Below are 16,052 nucleotides of genomic sequence, written 5' to 3' on the forward strand. Positions count from 1 at the left end.
CGCGGCGTCTGACGAGAACGGGGACGGGGATGACGACGCGTATGAATTCCGGGGTATCGGCTCGCGCCAAGCGCGCGCTGACAGTGGCGGCGGTGGCGGGGCTCGCCGGGCTTTCCATCAACAACGGGGCGATGGCCGCAGAGGCGGAAGCCGAAGCCATGGCCACGGCCGGCGCCACGGTGAACGCCGACGGCAGCTCGACCCTCTCCGGCATCGACGTCACTGCGCAACGCAAGCAGCTCGACTCGCCGAAGTATACCGCCCAACCCCTGAACAATCCCCAGACCGTCACCGTCGTTTCGCGCGGCGTGATCGAGGCGCAGAACCTGCTGTCGCTGCGCGACATCCTGGCGACCGTGCCCGGCATCACCTTCGGCGCCGGCGAGGGCGGCGGCGGCTTCGGCGACAGCATCAACCTGCGCGGCTATTCGGCCAACAACGACATCACCGTCGACGGCGTGCGCGATAGCGCCCAGTACAGCCGCTCCGACCCGTTCAACCTCGAGCAGCTCGAGGTCGTCAACGGTGCGAACTCGGTCTATTCGGGCGCGGGCTCGGTGGGCGGCTCGATCAACCTGGTCAGCAAGCGCCCCGGCGGCCGCGACGCCTCGGTGGTCAGCGCGGGGATCGGCACGGACGGCTACGGCCGCCTGACCCTGGACGCCAACCGCACGATCGGCGACGGCGTGGCCGTGCGGCTGAACGCCATGGCCCACAAGCAAGACGCGCCCGGCCGCGACGTGGAAAAGTTCGAGCGCTGGGGCGTCGCGCCCTCGGTGACCATCGGCATGGGCGGCGACACCCAGTTCACCGCCATGTACTTCCACCAGGAAGACAAGAACGTCCCGCAGTATGGCGTGCCGTTCTACAACGGTCGCCCGGTGCCCGGCGTCGATCCGTCCAACTACTACGGCTACAGCAACGTCGATAAGCAGGAACAGCAGATCGACATGCTGACCGGCATCTTCGAGCACCAGTTCAGCGACAGCCTGAAGCTGCGCAACCTGACCCGCTACCAGCAGGTCACCCAGCTCACCATCGTCGATCCGCCACAGGGCGTGTTCTGCCTGGCCAACGGCCTGAAGCCGGTGGCCTGGAGCCAGTCGACGACGGTCACCAACATCAGCGGCTACACGCCTTGCGTCGCCGGCGATCCCGCCCCCGGCTTCTACCTGCCCAGCGGCCCGCGCGGCACCTATCGCGACGGCGAGAACACGCTGCTCTACAACCAGACCGACTTCACCTGGCGCGGCGAGACTGGCGGCCTGACGCACGACTTGGTGGTCGGCGCGGCGTTCACCTCCGAGACCTTCGAACTGTCCAACGGCAACGTCCTGCGCAACGCCAACGGCACGGCCGTGGTGCTGCCCCAGATGAACATCGCCAATCCGGTGAACGTCTATACCGGCGCCTACAACTATATTCAGGGCGGCGGCGCGGCCCCGACCGGCACGCCGCTGGCCTCCCCGGCCGGCGCCCAGGACGGCGAGCGCCGCAACCAGGCGGTCTATCTGTTCGACAACATCACCATCACCCCGATGTGGTCGGTGAACTTCGGCGTGCGCTACGAACATAACGAGGGCGAGAACTCGTCGGGCTACTACACCTCGGCCGGCTTCCTGCCGAACCCGTCGGGCGGCCTGGCGCCCGGACCGGCCCAGGCCGGCGCGCCGGGCGGCGTGTTCAGCGGTCGCGGCCCGCTGTTCAAGAGCGACGAGAACCTGTTCTCCTACCGTCTCGGCCTGGTGTTCAAGCCGATCCCCAACGCCAGCCTCTATGTCGCCTACGGCAACTCCAAGACCCCGTCCCAGGCGACGGTGAACGGCGCCGGCGCCTGCACCGCGCTCACCTGTAGCGTCGATCCGGAAGAGGCCGAGACCATGGAGATCGGCGCCAAGTGGGACCTGGCCCAGGGTCTGTCGCTGACCGGCGCGGTATTCCGCAACGACCGCACCAACTACAGGGTGGCCTCGGGCGACCCGACGCTCCCCGCCATGCAGCTGGACGGCAGCGCGCGCGTCCAGGGCGTGTCGCTGGGCGCGTCTGGTCGGATCACCCCGGAATGGTCGGTGTTCGCCAACTACACCTATCTTGACAGCGAGGTGCTGCAGGGCGCGGACAACTTCACGTCCCTGCTGGGTCGTGACTTCATCAAGGGCGATCCGATCGCCAACACGCCCGACCACGCCTTCAGCGTTTTCACCACCTACGACCTGCCGCGCGATGTGCAGATCGGCTACGGCGCGACCTATCAGGGCGAGTACTACCTGACCCAGCACGCGGCGATCACCAACTCCAACCCGCCGGCCCGCACCACCATCCCGCTGGTCACCACCGAGGCCTACTGGGTGCATCGCGCCACAGTGGCCTGGAGCCCGACCCGCGACATCGAACTGCGGCTCAACGTCAACAACCTGTTCGACGAGGAGTACTATCAGCGCGGCCGCAACAACGGCTGGGCCACGCCCGGCGAGACGCGCAGCGCCACCCTCACCCTCAACTATCGGTTCTGATCCTCCCTCGAAGGACCGATGGTCTGCGCCCCGTCCGGCACGCCCGGGCGGGGCGCACTTTCATTGACGGCCCGCCCCCGGCTCTGGGATAGGCCGTCCAGGAAAGGCGCGCGCCGATGATGCTGCAGATCCCCCAGGTGCTGACCAAGGCGCAGGTGGCCCAGGTGCGCGCGCTGATCGACGCCGGCGAATGGGTCGACGGCAACGTCACCTCCGGCTTCCAGTCGGCGTTGGCTAAGAACAACCTGCAGCTTCCGGAAGGCTCGGCCGCCTCGCTACAGGCCGGCGCCCTGGTGCGCGAGGCGCTGGCCCGCAACGCCCTGTTCACCACCGCGGCCCTGCCCGCCTCGGTGTTCCCGCCGATGTTCAACCGGTACGGCCCGGGCAAGACCTTCGCCGACCACATTGACAACGCGATCCGCCAGGACCGCGACGGCGTGCGCCTGCGCGCCGACATCTCGGCCACCCTGTTCCTCTCCGAGCCTGACCAGTACGAGGGCGGCGAGCTGACCGTCGAGGACACCTACGGCGTCCATCAGGTCAAGCTCGAAGCCGGCGACCTCATCCTTTACCCCTCGTCCAGCCTGCACCGGGTGGAGCCGGTGACCGCCGGGGAACGCACCGCCGCGGTGCTGTGGGTGCAGAGCCTGGTGCGCGAGGACGCGCGCCGCGCCCTGCTGTTCGACATGGACATGGCCGTGCAGAGCGCGGGCGTGCGCCTGGGCCAGGGCGACGCCGCGGTGATCGCGCTCACCGGCGCCTACCACAACCTGCTGCGCATGTGGGCGGAGTTGTAGAACGCCGCGCTCTTCCAAGAGGAACGCGCACCAGCTAGAGGTGCGCTCATGTTCCGGGGAGGGAATAGATGGCCGAGATCGCCGTAGAGTCGTCTGGCGAGGCGAAACCCGCCACGCCCTTGCGCACCGTCGTTGCGGCCTCGGCGGCCGGCACGGCGTTCGAGTGGTACGACTTCTTCGTCTTCGGCAGCCTGGCGCAGGTCATCTCCAAGACCTTCTTCTCCGGCCTCAACGACACCGCCGGATACATCGCCGCCCTGGCGCTGTTCGGTACGGGGTTCGCCTTCCGTCCGCTGGGCGCGCTGGTGTTCGGCCGGCTCGGCGACCGGGTGGGCCGCAAGGGCGCCTTCCTGTTCACCGTGGTGCTGATGGGGGGAGCGACCTTCTGCATCGGCCTGCTGCCGACCTACGCCCAGGCCGGGATCATCGCCCCGGCCCTGCTGATCCTGATGCGCATCCTGCAGGGTTTCGCGCTCGGCGGCGAATACGGCGGCGCGGCGATCTATGTCGCGGAGCACGCACCCCAAGGGCGGCGCGGCCAGTCGACAAGCTGGGTGCAGACCTCGGCGGCGTTCGGCCTGACCGGCGCGCTGGGCGTGATCCTGGTGACCCGGCTGATCCTCGGCAACGAGGCGTTCGACGCCTGGGGCTGGCGCATCCCGTTCCTGGTCTCCGCCGGCCTGCTGGCGATCTCCATCTGGATGCGCCTCAAGCTCTCCGAGAGCCCCGCCTTCGCCAAGCTGAAGGCCGACGGCGAGCAGTCCAAGGCGCCGTTCAAGGAAGCCTTCGTCCACTGGCCGAACCTGAAGATCGTGCTGCTGGCGCTGTTCGCCCTGATGTGTGCGCAAGGGGCCGTCTGGTACACGACCTTCTTCTACAGCCAGACCTTCATGGAGAAGTTCCTCAAGGTCCCGCCCGAGACGATCAACGGCCTGATGGCGGCGGGCGTGATCGTCAGCGCCGTCGGCTACGTGTTCTTCGGCTGGCTGTCCGATCGCATCGGCCGCAAGCCGGTGTTGCTGTTCGGCATGACCCTGATGCTGGTCGCCTACTTCCCCGGCTTCCACATGCTGACCCAGACGCTGAACCCGGCCCTGGCCGAGGCGGTGGAGCGCACGCCGGTGGTGGTGGTCGCCGACCCGGCCGAATGCTCGCTGCAATTCGATCCAGTGGGCAAGACCGCCTTCACCTCGTCCTGCGACATCGCCAAGAGCGTGCTGGCCAACGCCGGCGTCTCCTACACCAACCGCGTCGCCCCGGCAGGTACTCTCGCCCAGGTGCGGATCGGTCCCGACGTCGTCGCCTCCGCCGACGCGCGAGGGCTTGCGCCGGCCGACGCCAAGGCGCGCAAGGCCGAGGTCGAGGGTTGGATCAAGACCGGCCTCGCCCAGGCCGGCTATCCAGCCAAGGCCGATCCGGCGCGGATGAACCTGCTGGGCGCATTCGGCGTCATGCTGCTGTTCGTCACCGCCGCCACCGCGCTCTACGGCCCGCTCGCCGCGGCGCTGGTGGAGCTGTTCCCGACGAAGATCCGCTACACCGCGATGTCGCTGCCCTACCACATCGGCACCGGCTGGGTCGGCGGCTTCGTGCCGTTCACCGCCTTCGCCATCGTCGCGGCGGTTGGCGACATCTATTCGGGTCTGTGGTTCCCGGCGGTGTTCACCGCCATTTCGGTGGTGGTGGCGCTGTTCTTCCTGCCCGAGACCCGCCACCGCTCGTTGGACGACTAGCGGTCACGCGCCCGGCGCGGCCAGCATCACCTCGACGACCACGCCCGCCTGGGCGATGGAGCGCAGCTCCACCTCTCGCGGGGCGGAGGTGACCACGCGGACCACGCGCAGGCCCTCCTGGGCCAGCGCTACGAGCCGGGACGGGGTCGCCGCCTCGACGCCCAGCTGCTCGGCGTCGCGCCGCGCCATGCCCATGATCGCCGGGTCCGCGCCAGGGTCGGGCGCCAGCACGTCGGCAGCCGCCAGGGTGCGCGAGGCGCGCAGGGTCAACAGGTCGGCTGGTCCGCGGCCGGCGACGAACTGGATTCGGCCGATCGCGCCCTCTCCCTTGGCCAGCGCATCGCGGAACAGCTCCGACGCCAGCTCCATGTCGCCGGCCATCGCCGCCTCCGCCGCCGGCCCCGACAGGCCGGCCCGCAGGAAAGCCCGGCGCTGGTGCGGCTGCGGCAGTGCGCGGCGCACCTCGTCCTGGAACTTGCGGAACAACGCCGCCACCCGGCCTGCGCCCTCGGGGATGCGCGCCTCGATGTCGTGACGCAGCAGGGTCGCCAGCACCGGCGAAGCCCCGCCTGTGCCGACGGCGGCCACCACCTCGCCGCGATCGATCACCGCGGGTGTGGTGAAGTCGCAGAGCGCCGGGCGGTCGACGACGTTCACCGGCACATGGGCGGCATGCGCCGCGCTGACCGCGGCCTGGGCGTAGAGATCGTCAGGCGCGGCGATGAACGCCAGGCACGCGCCGCGATAGGAACCGGCGAGGAACGCCGCCGGCCCGTCGATCCGCACGATCTGCGCCGGCGAACTCTCAAGCAGCCGAACCTTCGCCTCCGCCGCCTCGCCCGAGCCGGCGATCACCAGCTTGCGCCCGGCCAGCGGAAAGAAGGCGGGAAAGGCGTCCATGCCTATCTCACGGTCTTCAGATAACTGATCACCGCCGCGCGGTCGGCGGGCTTGGTCACCGCCACGGCCATCCGCGTGCCCGACGCGAACTTGCCAGGCGCGGTCAAGTAGGCGTCGAGGTTGGCGTCGGTCCAGGTCCCGCCTTTGGCCGCCAGCGCAGGCGAGTACTCATAATCGGTGCGCGCCGCGATCTTCGCGCCGGCGACGCCGACGAGCGTCGGGCCCATCGGCCCGCTGGCGGCGGCGTGGCACAGCTTGCACTGCATGGCGAACACCTTCGACCCGTCCTGGGCGGCAGCCGATGACGCGGCCAGGGCGCCGATCGCGGCGGCGAGTACAAAGGCGGTGCGGATCATTGAGGAATCTCCCGGCCCCGATGGTAGCGGTTCGGCCATCCGGCCGCCATGTGCTGCACGTCACCGCTCCGCGCCTCACCAGACAGGACGAACGCGGCTACGATCCGAAGGCTTCCAACACGGGGGTGACCACGAGGCCGGAGGCTGAGGCGATCCTCCTCAAGTCAGGCGTCCTAGGGCTGGTCGTCGGGGTCGGGGAAGAAGAACAGCGACAGCGCCGTCACCGCAACGGCGTCGCGTTCCGGCGAGCCAGCCGGCGGCAGGTAGAAGGTCGGCTGCATCATCCCGCGCACCAGGCCGCCAACCTCTCGCCCGTCGTGAGTGATCTGGTAGGACAGCACCCGTCCACCGCCGATCATCATCGCGCCTGGCATGCGCTTGGTGCGGGCCTGCAGGGTGACGCCGCCGAACACCTGCTGGGCGGCGCGCTGCGGCTGTTGCAGCGAGGCCAGGCCCCGCACATCGCTGAACGCCAGCGCGAAATCCGCGTCCGGCGGCCCGCCCTCGTAGCTGCAGACATAAGCCAGCTCGCGGACATTGAATTCGATCCAGGCCAGCTTCATGTGGCTACGCCCGCCCGCGCAGCTCACCGTCATCGGCGCGGACAGGCGCGGCGAGGAGAGCGTGAACACTGTCTTCCCACGATCCGACGAATAGACCAGCGCCCGGGTCGCCTGCGCGCGCGAGCGCACCTCGCCGGTGAACTCGCCCACCGTATAGCCGTAGCCCAGCAGCAGCCCCTTCACCCGGTGCGGCTTGAGCGACAGCTTCTCCAGCGGTGCGGGCGACGCGGCGTCTTGGGCTGCCGCGAGGCTTGGAGTCAGCAGGGCCAGGGCTAGCGCCAGCCGCCATCCAAACCGACCCATGCCCTGCCTCCCAGATCTTCGAGTCGAGGCTAAGCTTCACCGATCGCTGCGGCAATGTCGGCGCCGAACGACCTCGATCGTCCTTCGAGCGCCGGCAGACGGTGAGAGGGAGAGATGCGATGCGCTACCTGGTGATCTACCGCCCTGAGAGCGGCGTCGAGGGCGGCATGCCCGACGCAGAACACATGCAGGCGATGGGCGACCTCATCGAGACCATGATGGCCAGCGGATCGCTGATCTCCACCGAACCTCTGGGCACGCGTGACAAGGGCGGTCGGGTGCGGCTGGCTGGCGGCGAATTCACGGTGTCCGACGAGGCGGTGCGGGCCGGCGGTTTCGCCTTCCTCAACGCGGACTCACGCGAGGCGGCGATCGCGCTCTGCAAGACCTTCCTGAAGGTCGCCGGCGACGGAACCTGCGAGCTGCGCCAGGTTATGGAATTCGGCCCTCCGCCCGCGTGAGGTCGTCCCTGAGATCATCCGGGGCGTCGACGTCGAACAGCACGCCGTCGTCCGGCGCCTCCACCAGCGCCAGCCGGGGTCCCAGTGCGCCCAGCACGCCGCGGGCGCCGGCGTCGCCCTGAAGCGTCAGCAGGCCAGGGAGCAGGGCCCGTCCGATCAGCGCCGGATGTCCCCGCTTGCCGGCGAACACCGGCGCCGCTGCGGCCGCGCCGTCGCGCACCGCCTGCGCCAACGGGCCGAGCACCGCGTGCGGGATGCGCGGCATGTCGCCCAGGAACACGAACACCCCTGCCGCCTGGGAGCTGACCTCGGCCGCAGCCGTGCGCAGGGACGCGCCCATCCCCTCGGCGTGGTCGGCGGCGCGGACCAGCTTGAGGTCGCCCGCCCGACGGATTCGCTCGGCGAAGTCCCGCGCTGCGCGGGCCACCCGCTCGGCGTCCGCGCCGGTGACCACGATCACCCGCTCGACCGGAGCGGCGAAGGCGGCGCCCAAGGCCGCCTCGATCAGCAGGCCTGCTTTCCAGGGCGCCAAAAGCTTGCCGCCGCCGAACCGCGAGCCTGAGCCTGCCGCCAGCACGATGGCCTCGAAGCCCTGCGACGCCCCCGCCCCTGTCGCCAAAGCCTGTTCCTCTCTATGTTAGGCGCAGCCATGACGCCCTACGACGCCCCCTTGCCGACGCCAGAACGCAGCGCATCCCCGCTTGCGGACGGTTTCGGGCGCACCGTGACCTATCTGCGGCTGTCGGTCACCGACCGCTGCGATCTGCGCTGCGTCTACTGCATGGCCGAGCATATGACCTTCCTGCCGAAGGCCGAGGTGCTGAGCCTGGAAGAGCTGGATCGCCTGGCCAGCGCCTTCATCGGGCTGGGCGTGAAGAAGCTGCGGATCACCGGTGGCGAGCCGCTGGTGCGCAAAGGCGTCATGGGTTTGCTCACCGGCCTGTCGCGCCATCTGCGCAGCGGCGCCCTCGACGAGCTGACCCTGACCACCAACGGCACTCGTCTCGCAGACTTCGCGCCTGAGCTGGCGGCGATCGGCATGAAGCGGATCAACGTTTCGCTCGACACCCTGAAGCCCGACCTGTTCCGCACGCTCACCCGCGGCGGCGACGTGACCAAGGTGCTGGCCGGGATCGATGCGGCCCAGGCCGCCGGCCTGCAGGTCAAGATCAACGCCGTCGCCCTGCGCGACGACAACGCCGGCGAGCTGCACGAGCTGGTCGCCTGGGCGCACGGGCGCGGTCTCGATATGACGCTGATCGAAACCATGCCGCTGGGCGAGATCGAGGCCGACCGCACCGACCAGTTCCTGTCGCTGGAGGATGTGCGCCGCGAGTTCGCCAGCTTCTGGACCTTGACTGACCTGCCACTGTCGACGGGCGGCCCGGCGCGCTACGTCCAGGTGACTGAGACCGGCGGGCGGTTGGGCTTCATCACGCCCATGACCCACAACTTCTGCGAAGGCTGCAACCGCGTACGGGTGACCTGCACTGGCACCCTGCACACCTGCCTGGGCCAGCACGACGCCACCGACCTGCGCGAAGTCATGCGCGCCAACACCGACGACGCCGCCCTGATCGCGGCGATCCGCGGCGGGATCGACGTCAAGCCCAAGGGTCACGACTTCCACATCGCCCGCAGCGCCGCGCCCGCCGTCGCCCGCCACATGTCGACCACCGGCGGCTGAGATGGCCCGGGTGCTGCTGTTCGGACGCTTGAGCGACGTCGCCGGATGGCGCGAGCGCACGCTGGACGCGGGCGCCGGTTCCATCGCCGCGATCCGCGCCCTGCTGGCGGCCGAGGACGCAGATCTGGGCGAAGCCCTGGTCGCCCCGGGCGTGCAGGTCGCCGTCGATCAGGCGATCGTGCGCGGCGACCTGGTCCTCAATGCGGCCTCGGAGGTCGCCTTCCTGCCGCCGATGAGCGGCGGATGATCCGCCTGACCGATCAGGCTTTCGACGCCGGCGCACTGCTCAACGATTTCTGCATGGGCCGCATCGAGAGCGGCGCGGTGGCGAGCTTCGTCGGCATCGCCCGCGCCGAGGCCGGCCGGGCCGTGGCGCTGGAGCTCGAGGCCTATCAGGGGTTCACGGAAGCCGAAATCGGCCGCATCGCCGACGGCGCCCGCACGCGCTTCGGCCTCGACGATGCGCTGATCGTCCACCGTGTCGGCCGCATTGCGCCGGGCGAGGCCATCGTCTTCGTCGCCACCGCATCTCGCCACCGCCGCGCGGCCTTCGAGGGCTGCGACTTCCTGATGGACTACCTGAAGAGCCGCGCCCCGTTCTGGAAGAAGGAGCACGGCCCGGACGGCGCCCGCTGGGTCGAGCCAAGGCCGCAGGATCACACAGACGTCGCACGCTGGGATTAGGACAAGGCGGCGGCCCTCGCGCTAGACTGCGCGCGAAACCCTGCGCGGAGCCTTATCCCATGAACGCCCCAGTCCTCGCCCCCGGCGGACGAATCGACGAAAGCCAGTCGATCAAGCCCGTGCGCGTCGCGGTGCTGACCGTCTCCGACACCCGCGACGAGGAGAGCGACACCTCCGGCCACGTGCTGGCCGAGCGGGTGACCGGCGCCGGCCACGAGCTCGCCGCCCGCACCATCGTGCGCGACGACATTCCCGCCATCCGCGGCCAGGTGAAGGCCTGGATCGCCTCAGGCTCGGTGGACGCGATCATCACCACCGGCGGCACCGGCATCACCGGCCGCGATGTGACGCCGGAAGCGCTGGAACCGCTGTTCGACAAGCGGATCGACGGCTTCTCGGTGATCTTCCACCTGGTCAGCTATCAGTCGGTGGGCCTGTCGACGCTGCAGTCTCGCGCCACCGCCGGCCTGATCGACGGGGTGTTCGTCTTCTGCCTGCCGGGCTCCAACGGCGCGGTGAAGGACGGCTGGGACAAGGTGATCTCCGCCCAGCTCGACAGTCGTCACGGCCCCTGCAACATGGTCGAGCTGATGCCCCGGCTGATGGAGCGATGAGCGGCCTCACCCACATCGACGAGACCGGCCGCGCGCGGATGGTCGACGTTTCAGGCAAGGCCTCCACGGCCCGCGAGGCGGTGGCCGAGGGCCTGGTGCGGATGCGACCAGAGACCAAGGCGCTGGCTCTGTCCGGCGAGGCTCGCAAGGGCGACGTGCGCGCAGTGGCCGAGATCGCCGGTGTGATGGCCGCCAAGCGGACCAGCGACCTGATCCCGATGTGCCACCAACTGAACCTGTCGAAGGTCGAGGTGCGCGTCGAACCGCATGACGTCGGCCTGTCGGTGACCGCACGGGTGCGCACCACCGGCGAGACCGGCGTGGAGATGGAGGCTCTGACCGCCGTCTCGGTCGCCTGCCTGACGCTCTACGACATGCTGAAGGCTGCCGAGAAGGGCATGGTCATCGAGGGCGTGCGCCTGCTGGAGAAGTCTGGCGGCGCGTCGGGCGACTGGCGGGCGTGAGTTCACAGACATGAAGTTGATGACCGTCGAGGCGGCGCGGGCCGCCATGCTGGCCGAGATTCCACGCCTTCCCAGCGAGGACGTGGCGCTGGACGAGTCCATCGGCCGGGTGCTGGCCCAGGACGTGGCGGCGATCCGCGACCAGCCGCCGTTCGACGCTTCCGCCATGGACGGCTGGGCGGTGCGCTCCGGCGACGGCGCAGGCGAACGCACGATCATCGGCGAGAGCGCCGCCGGCCACGGCTTCGAAGGCGAGCTTGGCGCGGGTCAGGCCGTGCGCATCTTCACCGGCGCGGCCCTCCCCGCGGGCGCTGACGCCGTGGTCATCCAGGAGGACGCCGAGCGGCGTGGCGATCGCGTCGCGGTCCCTGCCGCCGGACCCCGCCAGAACGTGCGCCCGCGCGGCGGCGACTTCACCGCCGGTCAGGCCCTGCTCGGCGCCGGCGTGCGGATCGATCCCTGGCGACTGTCGCTGGCCGCCGCCGCCGGTCGCCATCGCCTGGGCGTCGCCGCCCGCCCGCGCGTCGCCGTACTGTCCACCGGGGAGGAGATCGTCGAGGCCCCGGCGACGCCGGGCGCCTTCCAGATCTACGACTCCGGCTCGCCGTCGATCTCGGCCCTGGTCGAGGGCTGCGGCGGACGCGTCCGCCGCGACCGCCCGGTGCGTGATACGCTGGAGGCGATGGTCGAGGCCCTGCGCGAAGCCGAGGCCGACCTGATCGTCACCATCGGCGGCGCGTCGGTGGGCGACCACGACCTGGTGCGCGTCGCCGCCGACGTTCTGGGTTTCGCGATCAAGGTCGAAAGCGTCGCCGTGCGTCCCGGAAAGCCCACCTTCTTCGGCGTGCTGGCCGATGGCCGCCGCCTGCTGGGGCTGCCTGGCAATCCGGCCTCGGCTTTCGTCTGCGCAGAGCTGTTCCTCAAACCCATCCTGGCGGCCTATCAGGGCGCAGCGGCCGAGCCCGTCCTGGCCAGCGCCCGTCTGACCGCGCCGCTGCCGGCCAACGGCCCGCGCGAGCACTGGATGCGCGCGCGTCTCGACCACGCCGACGGCGCCCTCGCCGTCCTGCCCTACCGCGACCAGGACTCTTCGCTGATTACGGTCTTCGCCCAAGCGGACGCCCTGCTGCGTCGTCAGGCGGGCGCGCCCGCGGCCGCGGCCGGCGATCTGGTGGACGTGCTGGCGCTGTCGCGCGCATAGCGTAGGGCCATGATCTCGCCGATCACCGAGACGGCGACTTCCCAAGGCGCCTTGCCGCCGATGTCCAGCCCGATCGGCGCATGCAGCCGCGCCAACGCCGCGGTCGTGACCCCAGCGCTGCGCAGCCGGGCCAGGCGCTCCGGCAGACGCGCGCGCGCGCCCAGCAGGCCGACGTAGGCGGCCTGCGACGGCAGGGCGGCGACCAGGGCGGCCTCGTCCAGTTCGAGGTCGTGCGAGGCCACGGCCACCGCCGTCCAGGGATCGAGCCCGATCGCCGCCAGCGCTTCGGCCGGTTCGTCCCGCCGATAGGCGACGCCCGGCAGGGGCGCGGCCTGCGGGCCCTTGGGCCGCACCAATGTGGTCTCGAAACCTGACTGTGCGCCGAGCATCGCGATCGCCAGCGCCGCCGGATCGCCGCCGACCACCGCCAGGCGCGGCGCCGGATCATAGCGACGCGACACTGCGCCCGGCCACAAACTGACCGCGGCCGGCGGCGTACAGGCGCGCCGGCGTCCGTCGCTGACCCAGACCGCGGGCTCCCGCCGCTCGGTGAACGCCAGCAACGCGGCCAGCGCTGGATCGTCCGCCGCCACCCGCTCCACGAAGATCTCGATGCGCGCACCACACAGCAGCCGGATGTCCGGCCACGGACTGCCTTCGCCATAGACGAGGGTGCGAGGTGCGTGGTCCTCCCGGCAGGCTTCGGCGTGGGCGGCGACGTCGGCCTCGATGCAGCCGCCCGAAAAATATCCGGCGACGATGCCTTCAGCGAACACCATCTGCGTGCCAGGCGGGCGCGGCCCACCGCCCTCGACGACGGTCAGGGTGGCGAGCACGGCCGCCTCGCCGGCGGCTTTTGCGGCGGCCAGCGCGGGGCGGACATCGTCGGCCAGGCCGAATAACGGCCAGTCTGGAAGCGCTTGCGGCATGCCTCAGCTTAACTTGGCGGCAAGGTTCCAGATACGGGTTCTTTAGGCTCGGCGGTCATGATGCCCGCCATGAACGCTCCGCTCTCCAAGCTTGGACTGGGCTCCGGCCAGTTCGCCCTCGACCAGCTCCCGGCCGCCGGCCGCGGGCGTGGCCGCGACGTCGAAGCGCGCGACATCCTGTCGATCGCCGCGCGCGCCGGCCTGGGCGTCTTCGAACTGACCGGCCATTCCGCTCAGGCCGAGACCATCGTCGGCGGGATCATGCCGCGTCCCGTGCCGTTCCGCGTGGTGCTGTCGACCGTGCGGCCGGACCGTGGCCCTGACGTGGTCGAGGCCGAGCTGCGCGCGCAACTGCGCCGTCTTGGCCTGGAGCGCTGCGACGCCATCCTCGCGCCCACCGCAACCGATCTGTTCGGGCCTCAGGGCCTGGCGCTCTGGGACCGACTGAAATACCTGCGCGACCAGGGCCTGTGCCGTCGCATCGGCATGTCGGTCTATGCGTCCGACGACCCTGTCGGCCTCGCGCGCCGCTTCCGCCCGGACATCGTCCAGGCTCCGGCCAGCCTGCTCGACCAACGGCTGCTGGTGGACGGCTCCCTGGCCGAACTCGCCGCCATGGGCGTCGAGGTGCACCTGCGCTCGATCTTCCTCAACGGCCTGCTGTTCCTGCCGCCCGATCGCGCGCCGTCGCACCTGAAGTCGGCCGCCAGCCGCATCTCGCGCGCCCGCCGGCTGATCGCCGAAGGCCGCAGCGACCCCTTGCAGGCGGCGCTGGGTTTCGCCCTGTCGCGCCCCGAAGCCTCCGCCGTGCTGGTGGGTGTCTCCTCGGCCGCCGAAATGTCGGCCGTCGTCGCCGCAGCCATGCGCCCGCCCCCCGATCTCGACTGGGACGACATGGCGTTGGATGATCCCGCCGCCCTCGACCGTGGCCAATGGGCCGCCGCTTGATCTAGCGGTCGACCCTCTCCCTGGCTCAGAAGGAGCCTTCTTCGATGATCGTCGCCATTCTGCAGGCGCGCGCCGGCGTCCCCGACCTGCCCGACCGTGCGCTGGCGCCCCTGCGCGGCCAGCCGCTGATCTGGCGACAGGTCGAGCGCATCCGCATGGCGCGCAGCGTCGACCGGGTAATCGTCGCCACCTCCACCCGGCCGGTGGACGACCCGCTCGCCACGCTGCTCATCAGCCGCGGCCAGGCGGTGTTCCGCGACGATTCCGAGCATCGCTTCATGCGCTGCGTGGAAGCCGCCGGCGGCGCCGAGATCGTCGTGCGCCTGAAGGCGGACTCCCCATTCATCGACCCGGCCCTGATCGACGAGGCGGTGGCGACTGCGCGCTCCACCCGCGCCGCCTATGTCTCCAACATCCGCGAGCCCACCTATCCAAAGGGCCTGGAGGTCGAGGCCGCCAGCGCGCATGCGCTCGGCCGCGCCGCCTCCGGCATGGACGCCGAGGCGGCGGCCGAAAGCTCGCCCATGCGCTGGCTGCGCACCCGCCCGGCGCCGTTCCCGCAGGAAACCATCCGCGCCCCGCGCAACTGGTCGGAGATGGACTGGCGCGTCCGCACCCCCGCCGACCTCGCCTTCGCCCGCGGCGTCTACGACGCCATGCACGACGCCGACCCCGGCTTCGGCGTCCAAACCGTGCTGGCCCTCCTAGGCGGTCGCCAGGACCTCGCCCGCTGGGCGGCGTGAGTTAGCGGCGAAGTTACGCCCGGCCTCCTCCACTCCATCGACGTCATCCTCGGGACAAGCTCGAGAATGACGTTCTGAGAGGTGGAAATTGCATTACCCTACCCCTGGACATCGCGCCGTCGGCGTCGCCTCGGCTTAAATCCCATGGCTGGCATTTTGCCTGGCGACCCAGGCTCGCATCTTCCATGGGATTCAAGCCGCAGGCCGCCACGTGCGCGGCGATCTCTCACTCCGGCGATGAGCGGGCCATTGCGCCCCTACCGCCCCCACGCCCCATACGGATCCACGAACACCTTCCCCAGCGCCTGCGCCACCGCCGGGTGGGTGATGTCGCCGGCCAGGACATTCAGGCCCTTGGCCAGGTGAGGGTCGGCCTTCAGCGCGTCCAGGCCGTGGTCGGCCAGGGCCAGGCCGAACGGCAGGGTCGCGTGGCCCAGCGCCTCGGACGCAGTGCGGGGCGCCGCGCCCGGCATGTTGGCCACGCAGTAGTGCACCACGCCGTCGACCACATAGGTGGGGTCGGCGTGGGTGGTCGGCCGGCTGGTCTCGAAGCATCCGCCCTGGTCGATCGACACATCGACCAGCACCGAGCCCGTCTTCATCCGCGACAGGTGCTCGCGGCGCACCAGCTTGGGCGCGGCGGCCCCGGCGGTCAGCACCGCGCCGATCACCACGTCGGCCTTCAGAACCTCCTCCTCCACCGCATCCAGGGTCGAGTAGCGGGTGAGGATGCGGCCCAGGAACATGTCGTCCAACTCGCGCATGCGCGGGATCGAGCGTTCGACCACCACCACCTCGGCGCCCAGGCCCGCCGCCATCCGCGCGGCGTTCATGCCGACCACCCCGCCGCCCAGCACGCAGATGCGGGCCGGCGGCACCCCCGGCACCCCGCAGAGCAGCAGCCCCATGCCGCCATTGTGCTTCAGCAGCGTCTCGCCTGCGGAGAAGACCGCGATGCGGCCGGCCACCTCCGACATCGGGGCCAGCAGCGGCAGCCCGCCACGCGCATCGGTCACCGTCTCATAGGCGATCGCCGCGCAACCTGAATCCAGCAATCCCTGCGCTTGGGCGGGATCGGGCGCCAGGTGCAGGTAGGTGAACAGGATCTGGCCAGGCTTCAGCCGCGCCCACTCCTGGGCCTGCGGCTCCTTCACCT

Annotated in this window: 18 protein-coding genes; 12 read left to right on the forward strand and 6 right to left on the reverse strand. The window is 70.4% G+C overall.

What is annotated here, in order from left to right; genetic code table 11:
* Window positions 1-29 precede the first annotated feature (29 nt).
* The 3 genes from Q8R27_RS07575 to Q8R27_RS07585 all read left to right on the forward strand — a co-directional run bounded on the left by Q8R27_RS07575 (window position 30) and on the right by Q8R27_RS07585 (window position 5,043).
* Window positions 30-2,513 (forward strand): TonB-dependent siderophore receptor, encoded by a 2,484-nt coding sequence (locus Q8R27_RS07575; protein ID WP_305698436.1) that lies wholly within the window; start codon window positions 30-32, stop codon window positions 2,511-2,513.
* 116 nt (window positions 2,514-2,629) lie between these two features.
* Window positions 2,630-3,310 carry a Fe2+-dependent dioxygenase gene (locus Q8R27_RS07580; protein WP_305698437.1) on the forward strand — a complete coding sequence of 227 codons (681 nt, stop codon included), beginning with the start codon at window positions 2,630-2,632 and terminating at the stop codon, window positions 3,308-3,310.
* Between the two features lie 68 nt (window positions 3,311-3,378).
* Window positions 3,379-5,043 (forward strand): MFS transporter, encoded by a 1,665-nt coding sequence (locus Q8R27_RS07585; protein ID WP_305698438.1) that lies wholly within the window; start codon window positions 3,379-3,381, stop codon window positions 5,041-5,043.
* A gap of 3 nt (window positions 5,044-5,046) precedes the next feature.
* Here the strand turns inward: Q8R27_RS07585 and Q8R27_RS07590 are convergent, their stop codons facing one another.
* The 3 genes from Q8R27_RS07590 to Q8R27_RS07600 all read right to left on the reverse strand — a co-directional run bounded on the left by Q8R27_RS07590 (window position 5,047) and on the right by Q8R27_RS07600 (window position 7,165).
* Window positions 5,047-5,943 carry an NAD(P)-dependent oxidoreductase gene (locus Q8R27_RS07590; protein WP_305698439.1) on the reverse strand — a complete coding sequence of 299 codons (897 nt, stop codon included), beginning with the start codon at window positions 5,941-5,943 and terminating at the stop codon, window positions 5,047-5,049.
* Between the two features lie 2 nt (window positions 5,944-5,945).
* The gene (locus tag Q8R27_RS07595) at window positions 5,946-6,299 is read right to left on the reverse strand and encodes a cytochrome c family protein (RefSeq protein WP_305698440.1); all 354 of its coding nucleotides are present in this window, start codon (window positions 6,297-6,299) and stop codon (window positions 5,946-5,948) included.
* Between the two features lie 173 nt (window positions 6,300-6,472).
* Window positions 6,473-7,165, reverse strand: coding sequence for a hypothetical protein (locus Q8R27_RS07600; protein WP_305698441.1), 693 nt, complete (start codon window positions 7,163-7,165; stop codon window positions 6,473-6,475).
* Window positions 7,166-7,284: 119 nt separating this feature from the next.
* On the opposite strand from Q8R27_RS07600, the gene Q8R27_RS07605 reads away from it, so the two are divergent.
* Complete coding sequence (locus Q8R27_RS07605) at window positions 7,285-7,626, forward strand: YciI family protein (protein WP_305698442.1); 342 nt, start codon at window positions 7,285-7,287, stop codon at window positions 7,624-7,626.
* Here the strand turns inward: Q8R27_RS07605 and Q8R27_RS07610 are convergent.
* Window positions 7,598-8,245: a nucleotidyltransferase family protein gene (locus Q8R27_RS07610; RefSeq protein WP_305698443.1), complete on the reverse strand. Its 648-nt coding sequence runs from the start codon at window positions 8,243-8,245 to the stop codon at window positions 7,598-7,600. The two genes, Q8R27_RS07605 and Q8R27_RS07610, sit on opposite strands and share 29 nt — an antisense overlap.
* A gap of 30 nt (window positions 8,246-8,275) precedes the next feature.
* On the opposite strand from Q8R27_RS07610, the gene moaA reads away from it, so the two are divergent.
* From moaA to glp, 6 genes are read left to right on the forward strand one after another with little or no spacing between them, the layout of a single operon-like run.
* Entirely contained in the window at window positions 8,276-9,313 is a 1,038-nt protein-coding gene (gene moaA / locus Q8R27_RS07615) for a GTP 3',8-cyclase MoaA (RefSeq protein ID WP_305698444.1), read from the forward strand.
* Window position 9,314: 1 nt separating this feature from the next.
* A complete protein-coding gene (locus Q8R27_RS07620; RefSeq protein ID WP_305698445.1) occupies window positions 9,315-9,560 on the forward strand; it encodes a MoaD/ThiS family protein in 246 nt (81 codons plus the stop codon).
* Window positions 9,557-9,997 carry a molybdenum cofactor biosynthesis protein MoaE gene (locus tag Q8R27_RS07625; protein ID WP_305698446.1) on the forward strand — a complete coding sequence of 147 codons (441 nt, stop codon included), beginning with the start codon at window positions 9,557-9,559 and terminating at the stop codon, window positions 9,995-9,997. The genes Q8R27_RS07620 and Q8R27_RS07625 overlap by 4 nt, the downstream gene beginning before the upstream one ends.
* 59 nt (window positions 9,998-10,056) lie before the next feature.
* A complete protein-coding gene (gene moaB / locus Q8R27_RS07630; protein WP_305698447.1) occupies window positions 10,057-10,611 on the forward strand; it encodes a molybdenum cofactor biosynthesis protein B in 555 nt (184 codons plus the stop codon).
* On the forward strand, window positions 10,608-11,075 hold the full coding sequence (gene moaC, locus Q8R27_RS07635; RefSeq protein ID WP_305597591.1) for a cyclic pyranopterin monophosphate synthase MoaC: 468 nt from the start codon (window positions 10,608-10,610) through the stop codon (window positions 11,073-11,075). Before moaB ends, moaC begins: the two co-directional genes overlap by 4 nt.
* A gap of 10 nt (window positions 11,076-11,085) precedes the next feature.
* A complete protein-coding gene (gene glp, locus Q8R27_RS07640) occupies window positions 11,086-12,276 on the forward strand; it encodes a gephyrin-like molybdotransferase Glp (RefSeq protein WP_305698448.1) in 1,191 nt (396 codons plus the stop codon).
* Here the strand turns inward: glp and Q8R27_RS07645 are convergent.
* A complete protein-coding gene (locus Q8R27_RS07645) occupies window positions 12,210-13,205 on the reverse strand; it encodes an XdhC family protein (protein ID WP_305698449.1) in 996 nt (331 codons plus the stop codon). The genes glp and Q8R27_RS07645 overlap by 67 nt on opposite strands.
* Window positions 13,206-13,274: 69 nt before the next feature.
* Between Q8R27_RS07645 and Q8R27_RS07650 the strand changes: the two genes are divergently transcribed.
* Together Q8R27_RS07650 and Q8R27_RS07655 are read left to right on the forward strand one after the other, a co-directional pair.
* On the forward strand, window positions 13,275-14,153 hold the full coding sequence (locus Q8R27_RS07650) for a bifunctional regulator KidO (RefSeq protein WP_305595535.1): 879 nt from the start codon (window positions 13,275-13,277) through the stop codon (window positions 14,151-14,153).
* Window positions 14,154-14,197: 44 nt separating this feature from the next.
* Window positions 14,198-14,896 (forward strand): cytidylyltransferase domain-containing protein, encoded by a 699-nt coding sequence (locus Q8R27_RS07655; RefSeq protein WP_305698450.1) that lies wholly within the window; start codon window positions 14,198-14,200, stop codon window positions 14,894-14,896.
* A gap of 257 nt (window positions 14,897-15,153) precedes the next feature.
* Here Q8R27_RS07655 and Q8R27_RS07660 read toward each other — a convergent pair.
* Window positions 15,154-16,052, reverse strand: an 899-nt coding sequence (locus tag Q8R27_RS07660) for an alanine dehydrogenase (RefSeq protein ID WP_305698451.1), incomplete at its 5' end; no start/stop codon positions are given.

The sequence above is a fragment of the Phenylobacterium sp. genome, from assembly GCF_030697305.1.
Taxonomy (GTDB): domain Bacteria; phylum Pseudomonadota; class Alphaproteobacteria; order Caulobacterales; family Caulobacteraceae; genus Phenylobacterium.